Genomic DNA, 18,461 nt, shown 5'->3' on the forward strand with positions numbered 1-18,461 from the left:
TTCCCTATTCCCTATTCCCTATTCCCTATTCCCTGTTTTCTTCTTTGAACCGCTTCTTGTCTTCAAACATGAGGGCATCGGATTCCAAAAGCAGGGAGTCGATGGTGTAAGGCTCTGAAGGCGTACAGGTCCGGGTCCCGAAGCAGAAGGAGGGGGCCGTGATGTCGGGGTCGCCTTCCAGGATGGATTCAAAGGAGCGTCGGATCCGATTAACCAGCATGTCGGTTTCCGGCAGGCTTTTCTGGAGGGCGAGGAGCACGAACTCGTCGCCTCCCATGCGGGCTGCGCAGTCTTCGATGCGGGTGGCCTCCATGAGGGCCCGGGCAAAAGCCCGGATCAGGCGATCGCCAGCCTGGTGTCCGGCGGTGTCGTTGATGTTTTTGAGGCCGTTGAGGTCAAAGAAGGTCATGGCAATGGAGAAATCGTTGCGGCGTGCCAGCTGGACCATTTTGCGGGCAAGGTCCATGAATCCGCGGCGGTTGTTGAGCTGGGTCAGCTCGTCTTTCAGGCTCAGCTCATGGAGTTTTCGGGCGGTGACCAGCTGGCTGAGGTCTCCGTCGATGACATGTTTCAGCTGGTGCATGAGCTCGATATACTCATCGGGGAGGTCCGTCTCCTCGGTATCCATGGTGCAGAGGGTACCGAAAACCGTGCCGTCGGGCCACTGGATGGGAACTCCGAGATAGGATTTGAACCCATACTCTGTGTATTCCGGGTTGTCATCCCAGCGGTCTTCGTGGTCGGCGTTTTTGACGTACAGGGCTTTGTTCCGGGTGATGACATGGCGGCAGTAGATGTTGGCGTCCTGTGGCACGGCATCACCGGGCTTCAGGGGATTTTCGGGACCCTTGTCCGCCAGCAGGGTTTCCATGCCCGCTTCATTGGCTTGGATCAACCACGCACCGGGGGCTTTGTAGATGACGGCGATGAGGTCCACGAGGCGCTGCCACTTATCCAGGGGGATCTCCGGGGGCATGTGCTGAAAAAACGACGGCTGATCAAAGGGGGACTTGGGCATAACAGAATCTCCGGGTGCGGGGTCAAACGGACGTTGCTGAAAAGAGCATACCGACTCAGGGCAGTATACCCCATTTTTACGGAGACGTATAAGCCTTCACGCAAAAATGATGGGATCAAACAGAGGGCGGGGGTGTGCATTGCCCTGATATCAAGAGCGAAACAGGCAGGATGCCCTCCGCAGACGTAACCAAAGAGAAGCCGCTCCCCTTGGGCATGTCTGGTGGGCTTATCCGCCCCCCACCGGGGGGAAGATGCCAAGCCGGTCTCCGGCGCAGAGTTCCCGGTCCCGGTCCGCGTGCCTGCCGTTGACAAAGATCAGCCGGACCTGCTCTTCCGGGAGTTTCAGGAGCTCAATGACATCGGCCACCGTGGTGTTGTCCGGCACTTCCAGGGTGCCGTCTTCACAGGTGCCCTTCAGGTAAGGCCGGAGCGTGGCGAAGAGTTTGAGTTCAAGTTTCATGGGCTCATCGTGTCTGTGGTGTGGTTTCATGGGACCCTGACACAAAGAGCCGCGCCTTATGAATGAAGGACGCGGCTCTCCGGTTGTCAGGGGTGCCTCGGCTACCCGAAGGAGAGGGTTCCGTCGAGTTCGTCGTCGGTGAAGTCCCAGGTCACGTTGTGGGGCTCCAGGTTCTCCTTGAACATGGCGGGCAGGCGATCATCGTGCTTGGTGAATCCAGCGGCACGGTTGAAGGCTTTTTCCGTCTCCAGGGTGTTGATGCCGATGGCCAGCACGTCGTCGGCAGTCAGGTTGGTGTCGTAGCGTGCGTTGATCATGTCCACGATCATGCCGAATCCCTCTTCGCTGTCCAGAACGGGGAAGGCCACAAAGATGCAGAGGCCTGCGGCGTCCAGAACGGCGGTTGCCACCTGGAGGTTTTTGGACACGTCGATGTTGCCCTCTTTTTTCAGGGCGTCCACGTCTCCGCCAACCTTGAGGATGTTCTGGCAGACACCGTAGCCTGCGGTGTGGTCGGCTCCCATGGGGGTGGTGGCGTAGGTGACGCCCACCCCTTTGACGGCACGGGGGTCGTAGGCGGGCAGGGCCTGTTTCTTGACCACGGGAATGCGGTCCACGCCCAGTGCCTGACCGGTGAAGGCTGCGCCGTTGCCGATGATCTTGCCAACGGGATCGCCGGTTTTCACCTTGTTGAGAAGGTCAATGGCCGCGGCCTTGTCTCCCCATTCAATGAGGCCGCCCTCCATGGCCATGCCGATGGCCACACCCGCGTCAATGGTGTCCAGGCCGATGTCGTCGCAGAGGCGGTCCATCTCGGCGATGGCGTCCAGGTCGTCGATGAGGCAGTGGGCGCCGAAGGCCCATACGGTTTCATACTCGAACCCGGAGGTGAGGTAGTCCCCGTTCTTGTCGTGGTAGGCCTGGGAGCACTTGATGACGCAGCCCGGATGGCAGCCTTCCTTGATGATGCCGCCGCGTTTTTCGATGAGCTCTGCCATCATCTCGCCGCTGATTTTGTCCGCCTTGTCAAACCGGCCGCTTCGGAAGTTCTTGGTGGGCATGGCCCCGGCTTCATTGACCACGTTGACAAGAATGGCGGTGCCGAACCCGGGAAGGCCTTCACCTGAGACGGGGTGGCTGGTGAGGAGCTTGGCCCATTTTTTCGCCACCTCGGAGAAGGCCTCCTTGTTGGCGGGCTTTACGCGCTCGCAGCCGGTATCGTCGATGACCATGGCCTTGATCTTTTTCGATCCCATCACAGCGCCGAGGCCTCCGCGCCCTGCGGCACGTCCGGGGTTGCCCTTGGGGTCGGCAAGCTGGATGGAGGCGCCGGTGAGGCGCTGTTCCCCGGCCGGGCCGATGCAGGCCACGCCCACCTTCTCGCCGAACCGCTGCCAGAGGGTGGTGATCACCTCGGAGTTGGTCATGCCCACCAGATCATCGGCGGGGAGAAAAGAGACCCCCTCTTTGGTGATATGGATCAGGCTGTAGTCCGCTTCCTCGGGTTTGTCCTCAATGACAATGGCCTGAATGCCCATGCGGGCCAGTTTCTGGGACACCAGTCCGCCGGCGTTGCTCTCTTTGATTCCGCCGGTGAGCGGAGACTTGGAGCCCACGGACAGCCTGCCGGAGTTGGCGGCGGTGGTGCCTGAGAGCAGGCCGGGTGCGATAACGATTTTGTTGTCGGCACTCAAGGGGTGGCACGTCGGCGGGACCTCGTCCATGACCATGCGGGACGTCAGGGCACGCCCCCCCAGGAGGGCATACCGGTCGTCCGGGTCGGAATAGGAAAATTCTTTCCTCTTGGTGTCGATTCTGAGAATTTTGTTCATGATGCGTTCCTCTCCAAAGTAAAACACAATGAAAAAAATGATGAAATTATCATCTCTTCATGCATACCACAGCCGGAACACGGGATAAATAACAAAAACCTAATCTGCTTGATTTTAAACGGTATTTGTGTGTATTGTCTGGAATGACAGCGGCTTGACACCCAGGGTTTGACCGGGTGCCTGAAAAGGAAAAAACGGGCTGTGCTCTCACAGGGAAGAGCATGCTCGCAATGAGACTTTCGATTCCTGAATTTGTGAATCGTTGTAACGTCTCGGGAAGAAACGGGATCCCGGAGGTTGCGGCGGAGCATCTGCCTGCCCGTAAAGGGGCGGACTCCTCCGGATGAGGCATTCGGTTCGTTCCTGCCTGGACGTGGCCCGGCCCGCGTTCGTGGCTTTTTTTTCTTTGTTAACCGGGTATTGCCGGTCGGGTGCCCATGGGAGATGTGCCATGCATGATGCACCGGTCAGGTCGCCATTCTCCGTTGGAAACGTCCGTCTATTTATCGCCTTTCGCGTTTTTTTTACCGCCCGCTTTTACTACCCCGTGTTTTCCATTCTATTCCTTGACTTCGGCCTTACCGTTTCACAGTTTGCCCTGCTCAACGCCGTGTGGGCCGCCGTCATCGTGGTGGCGGAGGTGCCCTCCGGGGCCCTTGCCGACACCCTCGGCCGCAAGCGCCTGCTGGTGGCCACCGGGGCCATGATGGTGGTGGAACTTTTTCTCCTGTGCGTTGCCCCCATCCGCGGCGGAGGGCTCCTCTTTTCTCTTTTTCTGGTGAACCGGGTCCTGAGCGGGCTGGCCGAGGCATCGGCCAGCGGAGCAGACGAAGCCCTGGCCTATGACGCCCTGAAGCGCGAGGGGATGGAAGAGGCCTGGGGGCGTGTGCTTGAGGTCCAGATGCGGGTGCAGTCCGTTGCCTTTGTGGTGGCCATGGTCTTAGGCGGCCTGGTGTACGACCCGGAGGTGATGGGGCGGGTTTTCTCTTTTCTGGGCCTTGGGATCTCCGTGACCCAGGACCTGACCCTGCGCATTCCTTTGGTGCTGACCTTTGGTTTCGGGCTCCTGACCCTGGGATGCGCCCTGGCCATGACCGAGCCGGCCGACCCGGATCATACAGAGCAGCCCTCCACGGCGGAGGCCTTTGCAAAGACCCTTTCAGCCGGGCGCTGGATCCTGACCACCTCCTTTGCCCTTAAGGTGATCCTGGCAGGCCTGATCTTCGACGGGGTGATGCGCATGGTGATCACCCTGGCAAGTCAGTACTACCGGGTTATTGGCATCCCCGAGGCAAGTTTTGGCCTCATCGGTGCCCTGGTGGCGGCCCTGGGCATCGTGGTGCCGAAGATCTCCCGCCACATGGCCGAGACCCGGTCGCCGCGTTTCAACCTGATGGTCCTGGGGGGCCTTACCCTTGCCAGCCTGGTCTGGATGAGCTTTTTCCCCCTGTACCTGGGGCTTGCCCCCGCCCTGGTTCTCTTCGGGGCCATGAGCATGGTGGCCTTTTTTGTCAGCCATTACCTGAACCGTCTGGCCCCATCCGAAACCCGGGCCACGGTGCTCAGCTTCAAGGGGCTGGCATACAACCTCTCCTACGGTTTTCTGGGCCTTTTTTACGCCGTGATCGTCGCCATGGAGCGGCGCTCCCTTCTCTCCGTCACCCCCGGTCTTTCCGGACAGGGCCTCCAGGATCGCCTCTTTATGGACACCTTCTTCGTGTTTCCCTTTACCTTTGTCCTCCTCATGGTTTTTTTCCTTCTTTTTGCCATTGTTAAAAAAGACAAAAATGATCACCAGGGTGTGATGTCATGATCGATACACTGTTTTGATCAGATATCCTGATGACTCTTTTTTGGCGTTTTTTTAGCAAAAACTTAACCTTCTTTTAACTATGTTTTTTAAAGTGGTGATTTTATAACCGGCATGGATATCAATGTGTCGCGGGGACGCCGTGTTGCGTGCCGGACTGCCTTGAGTATTTATGCTGTTAATCTTGTGATTTCCGGCCCACGTGATGTGGGCTTTTTTTGTGGAGCCGGGGTCTCCAGGGGGGCAGGTCGGGTGATTTGATTTTGATGAAAGGTGTGTGTTGTGAAAACGTTTCGATTGGATTGGATGTATGCGGGGCTCCTGGCCCTGGTGATGTGCGGACCGGTTTCGGCCGGGGCAGGGGAGGCGACGCCCGTTTCTCCTGTGGTGATTTCGGGAAAAGGAAACTCCGTGAAGGTGTATTACCCGACGGTATCGGGCGTCACCGTAAAGCTTAAGGCCGGTTCCGAGCTGGCCGTGACCGGGGAAGAGGAGGCGGTTTTTCTCGGTCACGATGCCACCGTGGCGCTTGAAGAAAGGTCAACATTAAGCCTTTCCACAGATTACGAGGGCAAGGCCCCCGTCCGCGCCATCAGCATCGACGGTGACGAGAAAGCGAGCACAAACAGCGTTACCCTGTCCAAAGGTGCGGTCATATCCGTGTCCACCACCAAGGCAAAGGAGACATCAGCTATTGATATCTTTGACACGGATAACGCCCATGTTGCCCTGGATGGGGCACGGGTCAAGGTGTCTGCCGAGGGCGGGGAGGTTTCTGGGGTCAAACTGGAAAAGGTGGCCATGCCGGATACAGCGTCCCTGACCCTGAGCAATGGGGCCGGGATAGATGTATCCGGGGGGGCCGCTTTCGGAATTGAAAAAGGGGGAGACCCCGAGGGTGAGGCAAATGGTGCTCTGATAAGTCAAGCGACGCATGGGGAGGTAAGGCTTTCCGGTGGTTCGGACATAACGGTTTCGACCTCATCGTCCCTCAAGGATGCTGATGCGGGGAGCGATGGGGTGGAAATTACACGTACAGAGGCTGCAGAGGTGGCATTGAGCGGCATGTCCTCCATCAATGCCCAGGCCTTGTCCTCGGGTCTGAGCGGTTCTGCCTACATCAGCGGGGTGGATGCCGACCATATAAAGACCCTTTCCATCTCCCTGGACGACGCCTCAAAGATTTGTGGTACGGGCACAGCATCGCTGGAAAAGGGACATGCCGGGGTCTCCGGCATCGAGATTGACGAGGTGCAGGACATAGAGGTGGGGTTGGCGGGGCAGGCCCAGCTTCGTGCCGTGGCCACAGGACAGGAAGCTGTGGCAACCGCATTCCATTCCGTGAGCTCCGGTTGGGAGGGATCGGAAGACCCAATCCATGCAACCGTTGTATTGGCTGAAGGGGCTATGGTCGTAGGCGAAGCAGCCGGAGCGTACTCTCAGGCAGGCGGTGTCATCATGGAAGACAGCGACTTCGGGGTTGTCAGGGGCAACGGCGGAAGCCGTATCACCGCCAATGCTGCTGGGGCTCAGGTCAGGACATCTTCCAAAGAGGATGAGGGCATTCGCTGTGCTGCCGCTACCGTGGTGGGGATGCGAGGGGTCAAAAACGCGGCGGTTGCTTTTAGTAATACCACCCTCGTCGGTAACATGACCGCTGAAGTTCATCGTACCGATGCGGGAAACACCAGAGCTATCATAGGGCCCGGGGACAGAGGGATTTTGCCTGTGGGCATCGGTGTTGTGGGCTACACCCAGGCGGACATCCGCTTGAGGGACACCCAGGTGGTGTTGACAGCCGAGGCCACTGCAAGTGCTGCGAACGGTGAAAGCATGGCTGTCGTCGGTGACATAGAGCATATGGGGGTGCCTGTCAGCGGGGTATTGGTCATGGCTGAAGAGGAGAAAAAATTTATGCGTGCCGACGGTAAATTGTCGGCGACAACAAAGCTTGTTGAAAAGCAAACGGCGATTCACCTGACTCGGTCGAGTATCGACGTCACGGCCAGGGCTTCGGCAGAAAAGAGCCTGGCCTTGGCTTCGGGTATCACCCTGAAGGGACTTGCCGGAGAGAGTGAAGGCGATCCTGCCACCCTTGTGCTCACCGATTCCGGGGTAAATGTTGTAGCTGAGGCCCAAGGGCCCCGGACCAGGGACATGGGGCTGGAGAAGCCTTCGGCCGTGGCCTTGGGTGTTGCGACCGACGATTTGGCAGGAAAGACCTCCGTCATTTTGGACAACAGCATCATTACGGCCAATGCCGCGGGTGATATGGTCAGTGCCCTGGGAATTGCAGCCATGGACGGAGGGGAAGGCCATGGCCTGGATGTGACCCTCTCGCGGGGGAGCCAGATCAAGGCGGAGGTATCCCGGGGTATCGGGGGCTTTGCTGACGATGCCCCCAGATCTGCCGCCATTGCATTGGCTTCCGGATCCATTGCCGTGGACGAAACATCCTCTCTCCAGGGAGAGTGGGCGGTATTCAGGCAAGAGGCCACCGAGGAACTCCGAGACGGTACGCCCAGAAGGGCCGCACCCCTACTTGCATTGAACAACAAAGGTCTTGTCAAAGGGCGGTTGAGCGGCGTCGCCCTGGACAATGCTTCAACGGGCATCCTTCAGGCAGATTTTAACGCCACAGGGGATTTTTCTTACGCCTCATCAGGTGCGGATAACACCTTTTATTTCCAAACAGACTCAGCCAAGCTCACCAACGGCACCACCTTCCGTATTGTCCCTAACGAGGGGTTGGGTCTATCCAGGCCCGGTCAGACCCAGACCTATGCCCTGCTTGAGTCCGGAGCGCCCATTCAGGGAACCAAAGCGGCTTTGAATCTTGAGGCCAAAGGCAACTCTCCCTTGCTGGGCCTGAGCTGGGTCGATACCTCCAAGGATACTGAGCTGGTGGCTCAAATTCGTTTCTTGAGCCCCTCGGAAGCAGGCGTGTCGCGCAACGGGAGCGCTGCCTTTACCGCTGCCCTGGCTGATATGCCCACTGCCTTTGTCCTGGGCACCGATCCCGAGGGATGGGCACCCAGCGTTAGCGGCGCCTTTCTTTCCGGCATGACCCAGACCGTGGGTGCTTCCCATACCAACATCGGCAACCGTCTGGGCGGGCTCATGGGCCTGAACAGCGGGGATGAAATCGTGGCTTCAGGGGGCCTGTGGTATAACGCCAGCTTTACCGACGCCGATCAGGACGAGCGAGGTGGTGTGGTGGGATTCGATGCAGATACAACCGGGTTCAGCCTTGGCCTTGACCGCCAGCAAGGGGACCTTACCGTGGGCGTTGCCCTGACCCAGGGTAAATCCGAGGCCGTGGCCGACGACAACAGCTCCGAAATGGACATGGACGACTACCTCGTGAGCTTTTACGGCAGCTACGACGCCGGGAGATGGTTCGGGGAAGCCGTGCTCTCCGCCGGGGTGGGCAACGTGGACAGTGTGAGGCGTTTGGACGATACCACCTTTACCGCCGACTACGACAGCACCAGCTACAACGCCATGGCCAAGGCTGGAATGACGCTCAACGCGGTCGGTTTTCAGATCAATCCCCTGCTGACCATGGAATACTCCTTCAAAGAGTACGACAGCTACATAGAGTCCGGGGGCAAGGACAGCGGTGCCCTGGAGGTGGCGTCTCAGGACTACACTGTATTCAACGTAGGCGGCGGCGCCATCGTGCAGCGAAGCTGGGTAAAACCCTGGGGCGTCCTCACCCCTGAAATCTCCGCCATGGTTCGTTACGACCTGAAAAGCGACGGTATCCTCACCACTGCAAAGTTCGTGGGCGGCAGCACCGCCTTTATCGCCCGGGGAGCGGATCCTGCAGAGACCAGCTGGGACATCTCCACGGCCCTGACCCTGGCCAGCTTGGAAGAGAGCGCCGTAAGCCTGCGCCTGGGCTACGACTATGCCGGGCGTGACGACTTTGCCGCCCACAGCGTCAGCGGCAAGGTGCGGTTTGAATTCTAAATAAGTCCATGGCACGTAAATAGAAAAAACTGGAAACGCAACCATGCCTCGTTTATACGGGGCATGGCTGTTTGGGGTACACCACGGGAGGTTCGAATGGGACTTACAGGAAAGATCCGGCACCGGGTACTATGTGTGGTCGCGGCGATGTGCGTGGCAAGTGGGTGTGCCACGGCACCGCGTCAGCTGACCTTTGCCGATCTTGGGCAGCGCGGGAGATTGGCCGGGCTTGAGACGTGTCGCATCGAGGGCAAGCAGTTTACCCTGGCAGCCCTGGCACCGGTTCACTTCCGTTTTGCTGTACTGCGGGTCTATATCGAAGGGGATGGCCTGGCCTGGCGCACCCGCCGTCTGCTGTCCGCCCATCCGTCGCCTGTGAATCCCACTGCCCTGAACCTGATGCTTGCCGACCCCATCCACGATAAAGCCTATCTGGCGAGGCCCTGCCAGTATCTGCAGACGGACGCATGCCACCCCCGGTACTGGTCGACTTACCTCTTTGCCCCTGAGGTTATCTCAGATATGGACCGCGCCTTGGATGCCTTGAAGGCCCTGGGCGGCTACGATCGGTTGGAGTTGGTGGGGTTTTCCGGCGGGGGGGCGATGGCGGCCCTTCTCAGTGCCGGTCGGGACGACGTGGACAGCCTCACCACGGTGGCGGGAAACCTTGATACTGAGGCCTTTTGCAGGATCCATGGCCTGTCCCCCCTTGCCGGTTCCATGAACCCGGCCGATGTTGCAGAGTTGCTGGCGACCATTCCCCAACGGCATTTTGTGGGCAAGGACGATACGGTAATTCCACCTGTGGTCTGCGACTCCTTTGTATCCCGCATGGCACCTTGCATTGCCCCGTCGCCGGTGCTTGTGGACCATGTCACACACCAGGGCGGATGGGAGGCCCAATGGCCTTTTCTGTTGCGATTCCACAGACCGAAGCCGTGCCGGTTACCACCTCCCTGATCCCGGATATTTCATGAGACATCAGGTGAGTTAAAGCCATGGGGTGCTATTACACCTGGTTGTTGGGAAAAGGTTAGGTATTTTAATGATATAAACTGTAATTCACGGCTTTCTGAGCATTTTTTTTCCTGCGGGCGATGGGCCTGTCTCATTCTCCGTCGTCTTATCGCCCACTCAATTTCTTTCCTTATTTTTTGTGCGCATGGCTCCGGTATGTCTTCATCCCACGCCGGTTCTCTCTTTTCGAGTCTCCTTGCGTGGGTGCCAATGCCTCTGCCCGGGGGACGTGTGAACTCCTTTTTTCTCTTTTTTGAATTTTTAGTTGTAACGCGTGGATAGCTGCGCTGGGAGCGGCTTTGCGTATGGCGTTGTGTCGCAGACGCACCATTGCGCCCTTTGTGTATTATCCGTTGTCGGGTTGTGAATGAATAAACTTTTATGTATGCTAAGTAGATTTTAAAAATCAATGTTTATAGTTTTGGAGGCGACAAAATCTCCACGAAAGCCTGGGAGCCATCGCTGCGGTGTTGGGTCCCTCCGGTTTTCCTGCGCCCTGTTTCTGGGGCGGCTTGCGTGGATGGTTTTTGGGCCTTTGAGGTGTCTGTTCCAGGATCCGGGCTACAGATAAGCGATAAGGTGAAGTCCCTGACTTCCCTTTGGAAACCATAAAAGAAAGGAGAGAGGAGGTCCGGTGGATTCCGGGCCTTGTGTCATGCATCGACCACTTTGTTATGAAAAAAAAGGTGATGGATCGCGGTGGTCGTATGGCGCGTGTTATGAATGGTATTATCAACAATCCAATGGTAAGCATGGTGGCCCGGCGACTGGCCATCGGTATCGGGACCCTTCTTGTGATCTCGGTTCTTATTTTTGTCGGTGTGGAGGCCCTTCCCGGGGATCTCGCCGAATCGGTTCTGGGCCAGAACGCCCTGCCGGAAACCGTAGCGGCCTTTCGCGCCGAACTCAACCTCGACCTTCCAGCCCATGTCCGTTACGGGACCTGGCTGGCTGAGGTGGTTAGGGGAGACTTTGGTAACTCCCTTGCCAGCGGAAAACCCATCGCCGATCTCATCGGATGGCGGTTCAAAAACACCCTGTTTCTTGCGGGGACCACGGCCCTCATTGCCGTCCCCCTGGCGCTCTGCCTCGGCATGCTCGCCGCGTTGTACCGGGACACCTGGATGGACCGGTTTCTCTCCATCTCCACGTTGAGCGCCATCTCCTTTCCTGAGTTTTTCGTGGCCTACATTCTCATTACGCTCTTTTCCGTCAAGCTGGCTCTTTTTCCCAGCATCTCCACCCTGACACGTGACATGTCCCTGGCGGTGAAGTTGCACACCATTACCCTTCCCTGCATCACGCTGACCCTGGTGGTCCTGGCCCACATGATGCGCATGACCCGCGCTGCCATCATCAACGTGATGGACCTTCCCTTCATCGAGATGGCCCGCCTCAAGGGAATTTCCCGGCGACGGATTGTCTTTGCCCACGCCCTGCCCAACGCCCTGGCTCCCATCATCAACGTTATCGCCCTGAACCTTGCCTACCTGGTGGTGGGGGTGGTGGTGGTGGAGGTGGTCTTTGTCTACCCGGGGCTGGGACAGCTTCTGGTGGACTCTGTCTCCAAGCGCGATTTGCCCGTGGTGCAGGCCAGCGGCCTGATCTTTGCCGTGACCTACGTGGGCCTGAACCTGACGGCTGACGTGTTGTCCATGGTGAGCAACCCGCGCCTGCGGCATCCGAAATAGGGGGGGATATGAAACGGATTTTGAATACATTAAAGAGCATGCCGCCGAGTGCCCTGTTCGGGGTGGTGGTCATCGCGCTGAATCTTTTGGTCTTTCTGGTGGGGCCTTATGTGGCCCCTTACGGCGAGACGGAGGTGGTGGGGGATGTGTGGCTCTCCATGGGGCCCGGCCATCTCCTGGGGACGGACCATATCGGTCGGGACATGCTGACGCGCCTGATCTACGGCGCGCGAAACACCATCGGCATCGCCCTTTTGATCACCGTTATCGCCTTTGTCTCCGGCACCCTTTTGGGCCTTGCCGCCGCCACCTTGAAAGGGTGGGTGGACCAGGTCCTGGGGCGACTCGTGGATATCGTCATGGCCTTTCCTCCCCTTATTTTTGCCCTCATGGTGCTGTCGGTCATGGGTACTTCGGTGACCGTGCTGGTGGTGGTCCTTTCCCTGCTGGACTGCACCCGGGTGTTTCGCTTGGCCCGGGCCGTTGCCATGGACGTGGAGGTGATGCCCTATGTGGAGGCCGCCCGCCTGCGCGGCGAAGGGCTCTGGTGGGTCATGCGACGGGAGATCCTGCCCAACACCCTGCCGCCCCTCATTGCCGAGTTCGGCATGCGGTTCTGCTTTGTGTTTCTTTTTATCAGCGCCTTGAGTTTCCAGGGCCTTGGCTTTCAGCCCCCGGCCGCGGACTGGGGGAGCATGGTGCGGGAGAACGCCGGGGCCATCACCTTCGGGATTCCCGTGGCCCTCTGGCCCGCTTCGGTGATTGCCGTCCTGACCATCGGGGTGAACCTGGTGGTGGATTGTTTTCTCAACAGGCAGGGCACATCAGCGCAGTAAAGGAGAGAACGCATGGCAACACATAAGAAGGAGAAGAAAAACGGTCTGCTGACCATGACCGATATCCATATCGCAGGGGGCCAGGGGGAGCGCCGGGAGGAGATCATCCACGGCATCGACCTCACCCTCAAACGGGGGGAGGTGCTGGGGCTCATCGGCGAGTCCGGGGCGGGGAAATCCACCCTGGGCCTGGCGGCCATGGGGTATATCCGCTCCGGGTGCGAGGTGACGAAAGGCTCCATCGTCTTTGACGGCATGGACCTTATTACCATGTCCCCGTCGAAGCGGCGAAAACTCTGGGGGCCCCGCATCGCCTATGTGGCCCAGAGCTCTGCCGCCTCCTTTAACCCGGCCCACACCCTGATCCGTCAGTTTACCGAGGTGCCCCTTCAGCATGGCATCGCCGGAAAAGCCCGGGCCGAGGAGAAGGCGGTGAAGCTCTACGATCGCCTCAACCTGCCCCAGCCGGACCAGATCGGGCACCGGTATCCCCACCAGGTCTCCGGGGGCCAGCTCCAGCGGGCCATGGTGGCCATGGCCATGGCCGCAGACCCGGATATCATCATCTTTGACGAGCCCACCACCGCCCTGGACGTCACCACCCAGATCGAGGTGCTGGCCGCCATCCGGGACGTGATCCGCGACAAGAACACGGCCGCCATCTACATCAGCCACGACTTGGCCGTGGTGGCCCAGATGGCAGACCGGATCATGGTCCTCAAGGACGGGAACCTTGTGGAGGAGGGGGAGGCCGAAGCCCTTCTGGACGACCCCAAAGAGAGTTACACCAGAGATCTCATCTCCGTGCGCCTGGACAAAGGAAAAAATCGAAAAGGAAAGAAAGCCGGTGAGACGCTCTTGAAGGTCGACGGCGTCACCGCCGGGTACAAAAAAGGGGAGCGGGTGCTCAAGGAGATCTCCCTTCACGTGGAGCGGCAAAAAACCGTGGCCGTGGTGGGGGAGTCGGGAAGCGGCAAGAGCACCCTGGCCCGGGTCATCACCGGCCTGCTGCCCCCGTCCAAGGGCCGGATCCGGTTCGGAGGCGACCTGCTCAAGCCCAAAACCGCCCAACGGGACCGGGAGACCTTAAGGCGCCTCCAGATGATCTACCAGATGCCCGATGTGGCCTTAAACCCCCGCCAGATCCTCCTTGAAATCATCGGGCGGCCCCTTGTCTTTTATTTCGGCATGGACAAGGAGGCGGTGCGGGACCGCGTCTTAGAGTTGCTTTCCATGGTGGAGCTTCCCGAGGCCTACCTGCATCGCTACCCTTCCGAGCTTTCGGGCGGGGAAAAACAGCGGGTCTGCATCGCCCGGGCCCTGGCGGCCGAGCCTGATCTCATCATCTGCGACGAGGTGACCTCGGCCCTGGACCAGCTCGTGGCCGAATCGGTGCTGAACCTTCTTCGGCGCCTGCAAAAGGAGCTGGGTGTCGCTTACCTGTTCATCACCCACGATCTCAACACCGTGAAAGCCATCGCCGACGAGGTGGTGGTGATGCTCAAAGGGCGCATCGTGGAACAGGGCCCGCGGGCTGACGTCCTCAGCCCGCCCCATCATGCCTACACCGAAAAACTTCTCGCTTCCGTGCCGGAGATGGACACCGACTGGCTCGATAACTACCTCGAAGGGAGCGTGGCTTAGGGCAAAATAAACGTAACTATTCAGCCTGCCTCCGGTGGGTGCAGAAATATTTTAGGGCATAGCCCTTATCACAAACGATGGCTCGATACGCATGAACGCGGATTCGGCCTGAAGCGTTTTCTTGTGCGATTGTTTTTGCCCGCACCCTACAGAATGCCACATCACACGCTGTGAAGGTCCTTCCGGCTGTCTGAGGCAGATTGAGCTGAACCGTTACCTTTACTCATGTTTCAGGCGTTGGCTTTCGGCAACGCCGTCAACCCCGGTGCGATACGCACCGGAGAAAGGAATCTGTAAAGACGTATGCATGCATTAAAGGAGTTGGAAACACAGTTGGAGAAAGGGCGCATCTCGCGTCGAGAGTTCATGCGGCGTGCAGCCACCCTGGGCCTTGCCCTGGCCGTTGCCCCGTCCATGTTTCCCCTGGGGGCCCAGGCTGCCCAAGGGCCGAAGCGGGGCGGGCGCCTTCGGGTGGGCATGGGGGGCGCCTCCACCACGGACACCCTCTCCCCCGCGGTGATGACAGACATGATGATCCAGACCCTCGTCTACGGGCAGCTGGGCAACAGCCTCATGGAGATCGACAACGAAGGGCGTGCCGTTCCCGAGCTTGCCGAGAGTTATGAAGCCTCTGCCGATGCCGCCACCTGGGTGTTCCGCCTGCGCAAAGGGGTGACCTTCCACAACGGCAAGACCATGACCGCCGACGACGTGATCCACTCCATCAACCTGCATCGGGGGGAGAAGAGCACCTCGGCAGCCAAGGCCATCGTGAAGCCCATCAAGGAGATCGTCAAAGAGGACGCCTACACCGTGCGCATGGAGCTTGCGTCCCCCAATGCCGATTTCCCGTACATCCTGACGGATTATCACCTGGTGATCGTTCCCGAAGGCCACGACGGCACCGACGGGATCTTCACCGGCGTGTATCGCCTCAAGGCCTTTGAGCCCGGTGTCCGCAGCCTCACCGTGCGAAATGCCGATTACTTCCGGGACGACAGGGGCTGGTTCGACGAAGTGGAAACCCTTGCCATCAACGACATCAACGCACGCACCAACGCCCTCAAAACAGGGCAGGTGGACCTGATCAACCGGTGCGAACTCAAGACCCTTCGCTTCCTGGAGCGCACGCCCGGCCTTCAGCTCATCAAGCAGACGGGCTACAGGCACTACACCTTTGCCATGCACACGGACGCGGCACCCTATGCCGACAACAACGTGCGCATGGCTTTGAAGCACGCCGTGGATCGTGAGCAGCTGGTAAAAACCGTGTTCCGCGGGTACGCCGTGGTGGGCAACGACCACCCCATCAGCACCGGCAACCGCTACCACGCAGGGGACCTGCCCCAGCGGGTGTATGACCCGGACAAGGCAAAGCATTACCTGAAAAAAGCGGGGATGGACAACCTGAAGGTGGGCCTTCACGTGGCCGATGCCGCTTTTCCCGGTGCCGTGGATGCCGGGGTTCTCTTCAAAGAGAGCGCGGCAAAGGCAGGCATCGACCTGAACGTGGTGCGTGAGCCCAACGATGGCTACTGGAGCAATGTCTGGCTTAAGAAACCCTTCTGCGCCGTCTTCTGGGGTGGGCGTGTCACCGAGGACATGATGTTCTCCACCGCCTACGCCGACAACGCCGCCTGGAACGACACCAACTGGAAGCACAAGCGGTTCAACGAACTCCTGGTGTCGGCCAGGGGCGAACTCGACGAGGCCAGGCGAAAGCAGCAGTACGGAGAGATGCAGCGCCTGGTCAGGGACGAAGGCGGGGTCATCATTCCGGTCTTCGGCATGGACATTGCCGCTGCAAGCAGCAAGATCGGGCTCAACAAGCCGGCGGTGAACTGGGAGCTGGACGGGTTCCGATGTGCCCAGCGCTGGTGGTTCAAGGCGTAACGATGTGCCGTCTATGGTCAATGTTTCTGGAAAAAGCATGCCTCCGGCGGCCCTGCCGGGGGCCAAGCTTTTGAAAAGTTTGATAAACAGGTCTTAAAAAAGTCGTTCCAGGCTTCGCAGAAAGACATTCGTTATTTCTGCACCCGCCCTTTGTTTTGATCGCCCCGAAGGGCGATCAAAACAAAGGGCGGGTGTATTTGGAAAGTTTTTTGCGGAGCTTTTTTTCAAAAAAGCGACCCGCCGGAGGCAAACTGAATAGTTACCGTTTTTTATATGCTGAATGTGGCGATTCTTTTTTTGAGGCGAGTGCCGATGTCTGCCAGGGCATCGGCGTCCCGTCCCACGGAGACGGCTGTTTGAAGGATATCCCGGGAGGCTCCGTCGATTTCCGAGATATCCCCTGCGATCTCCTGGGCGGCGATGGTGCCTTCGGCCAGGTTGCCGTTGACTCCCTCAATGCGTCCGGAGGTTCGGGCCAGGCGCCCCACAACCTCCCGGGTGGCGGCGGACTGCTGGTCCACGGCTGCGGCGATGTCGGAGATGATGGTGTCGATGTCGTGGATAATCTGAGCGATGTCCTCGATGCCTTCTGCCGTGATCCGGGTGGTTTTTTGCATGCCCGACAGGTGATCGTGGATGCCCAGGGTGGCTTCGGCGGTCTGCTTGGACAGGGCTTTGATTTCATTGGCCACCACGGCAAACCCTTTGCCCGCGGCACCGGCCCTGGAGGCTTCGATGGTGGCGTTTAAGGCCAGAAGATTGGTCTGATTGGATATTTCGGTGATGGTTTCGGCCACGTGGCTGATGTCCGTTGCCGATTGGGTGAGTTCCCGGATCCTCGACGATGAGGAACCGGCGGTGGATACGGCGCGCTCCGAAATGGAGCTCGCTTTTTTTGTTTTGGCGGCGATGTTGTCCATTGCAGCCTGCATTTCCTCGGTGGCCACAGCCACCCGTGTGAGGTTGGCCGTGGCTTCTTCGGAGGCCGTGACGATGGCACTTAAGGTGGCGCTCATCTGGGCCCCTGCCGCTGCAACGGTGCCGGAGCGGTTGGCGGTGCTTTCAGCGCTGCGTGTCATGGTACCGGAGATGGCGTCCAGGTTGGCCGAGGCAGAGACCAGGGCGTCTGTCTCCCTGGACACCTCGCCGACAATGGCGTGGATGTTGCCCACAAAGACGTTGAACCAGTGGGCCAGTTTGCCGATCTCATCCCGGTTTTTCACGGGGAGGCGGACGGTGAGGTTGCCGTCCTTTGAGGCGATGTCTTCCAGGGCCCCGGAGAGCACCCGCACCGGCTGCACCAGTTTTTTGATGAGAACGCTACCCAAAAGCACCAGGCTGGAGATGACCACGATTCCTACGCCCAGGTTCAAGCGCCTGGACCGCGTGATGAGGGTTTGTTTCCTGTTTTTTTCCCGTGCTGCGATATCGCCTGTGATCGTCTGGCAGGACCGTGCATGGGCGACCATGACCGGCTCCAGCTCGGTTTTTCGCACCTGGTAATCCGGGGTGCCGTAAAGGGTGGTCAAATGACGGAAGTCGGTGATGTAAGAGTGGATTTCCCCTGTGGCCCGGGCAAGGGGCTCCCGGTACACCGCAGGCACCGTGCGGCCTGCACGGTCCAGAAGCTCCAGAATGATCTTGCAGTGGGCTTCCCATTTTTCCAGGGAGTTTTTTGTGTCCTTGCCATGGGCCGTGAACCCGCGAAGCTGAAAGTTTTTCTCCTGCCGCCTGCACTCCAGGATGCGGGTGTTCATTCCCTCCAGGAGTCCCAGGGTTTGGTCGATGGCAACGATCCCACCCATGGCCAGGTTGGAATGGATGCAGATAATGGAAACGCCCACCGTTATACCGATGAGCAGGACGACCGCTTTTTGCCTGATGGTAAGCTGTTTTGGCATGTGTATCTCTCCCATGGTCAATCATCATTTCTTTCATGTCTCACGATTGACCAGTGAGCAAGTTGCATACCAAGGGCGGGCATGGCTTTTGCGGATGGAAGTGACGTGAAATAAGGGGCTAATCGAGGCGTACGGCATGTACCTTGGGTGACTGCGGGATTTATCTGTCAGGAGGATTGGCAGGGTGTAAAGATGAGCGGCATAGCTGTTGGAAAAACGCCGGGCGCGATTTATGAACTCATGTGATGGGCCTTACCCCGGGGAAGGAAGGGTGAGGCCAGATCCAAGCTGGGGCATTGGCCCGTGATGCCGGAGACCGTGCGGTTAAATCGCCAGTGGGCACATAGCGACAACGTATCCTGTTTCTTCGACGCGTGTGAGC

11 protein-coding genes are annotated in these 18,461 nt (G+C 58.9%); 7 read left to right on the forward strand and 4 right to left on the reverse strand.

Features of this window, described 5'->3' with window-relative positions; genetic code table 11:
- Positions 1–25: 25 nt before the first annotated feature.
- The 3 genes from MSL71_RS10610 to MSL71_RS10620 form a co-directional block, all read right to left on the reverse strand.
- A complete protein-coding gene (locus MSL71_RS10610) occupies positions 26–1,018 on the reverse strand; it encodes a sensor domain-containing diguanylate cyclase (RefSeq protein ID WP_180140033.1) in 993 nt (330 codons plus the stop codon).
- A 228-nt stretch (positions 1,019–1,246) separates the two neighbouring features.
- Positions 1,247–1,480, reverse strand: coding sequence for a MoaD/ThiS family protein (locus MSL71_RS10615; protein WP_180140035.1), 234 nt, complete (start codon positions 1,478–1,480; stop codon positions 1,247–1,249).
- A gap of 101 nt (positions 1,481–1,581) precedes the next feature.
- Positions 1,582–3,312, reverse strand: a complete 1,731-nt coding sequence (locus MSL71_RS10620; protein WP_180140037.1) for an aldehyde ferredoxin oxidoreductase family protein — start codon at positions 3,310–3,312, stop codon at positions 1,582–1,584.
- A gap of 451 nt (positions 3,313–3,763) precedes the next feature.
- On the opposite strand from MSL71_RS10620, the gene MSL71_RS10625 reads away from it, so the two are divergent.
- From MSL71_RS10625 to MSL71_RS10655, 7 genes are all read left to right on the forward strand, one after another.
- Positions 3,764–5,125 (forward strand): MFS transporter, encoded by a 1,362-nt coding sequence (locus MSL71_RS10625; protein WP_180140039.1) that lies wholly within the window; start codon positions 3,764–3,766, stop codon positions 5,123–5,125.
- A gap of 279 nt (positions 5,126–5,404) precedes the next feature.
- Positions 5,405–9,097, forward strand: a complete 3,693-nt coding sequence (locus MSL71_RS10630) for an autotransporter family protein (protein WP_180140041.1) — start codon at positions 5,405–5,407, stop codon at positions 9,095–9,097.
- A gap of 96 nt (positions 9,098–9,193) precedes the next feature.
- On the forward strand, positions 9,194–10,057 hold the full coding sequence (locus MSL71_RS10635; protein ID WP_180140044.1) for a dienelactone hydrolase family protein: 864 nt from the start codon (positions 9,194–9,196) through the stop codon (positions 10,055–10,057).
- 776 nt (positions 10,058–10,833) lie between these two features.
- A complete protein-coding gene (locus MSL71_RS10640) occupies positions 10,834–11,805 on the forward strand; it encodes an ABC transporter permease (RefSeq protein ID WP_218951003.1) in 972 nt (323 codons plus the stop codon).
- 8 nt (positions 11,806–11,813) lie between these two features.
- Complete coding sequence (locus MSL71_RS10645; RefSeq protein WP_180140046.1) at positions 11,814–12,641, forward strand: ABC transporter permease; 828 nt, start codon at positions 11,814–11,816, stop codon at positions 12,639–12,641.
- Positions 12,642–12,653: 12 nt separating this feature from the next.
- Positions 12,654–14,285 carry an ABC transporter ATP-binding protein gene (locus MSL71_RS10650; RefSeq protein WP_180140049.1) on the forward strand — a complete coding sequence of 544 codons (1,632 nt, stop codon included), beginning with the start codon at positions 12,654–12,656 and terminating at the stop codon, positions 14,283–14,285.
- A 303-nt stretch (positions 14,286–14,588) separates the two neighbouring features.
- A complete protein-coding gene (locus tag MSL71_RS10655) occupies positions 14,589–16,178 on the forward strand; it encodes an ABC transporter substrate-binding protein (protein ID WP_180140051.1) in 1,590 nt (529 codons plus the stop codon).
- A 269-nt stretch (positions 16,179–16,447) separates the two neighbouring features.
- Here MSL71_RS10655 and MSL71_RS10660 read toward each other — a convergent pair whose 3' ends face one another.
- Positions 16,448–18,079, reverse strand: coding sequence for a methyl-accepting chemotaxis protein (locus MSL71_RS10660; RefSeq protein ID WP_180140053.1), 1,632 nt, complete (start codon positions 18,077–18,079; stop codon positions 16,448–16,450).
- Positions 18,080–18,461 lie beyond the last annotated feature (382 nt).

It is taken from the genome of Desulfoluna butyratoxydans (genome assembly GCF_900699765.1).
Taxonomy (GTDB): Bacteria; Desulfobacterota; Desulfobacteria; order Desulfobacterales; family Desulfolunaceae; genus Desulfoluna; species Desulfoluna butyratoxydans.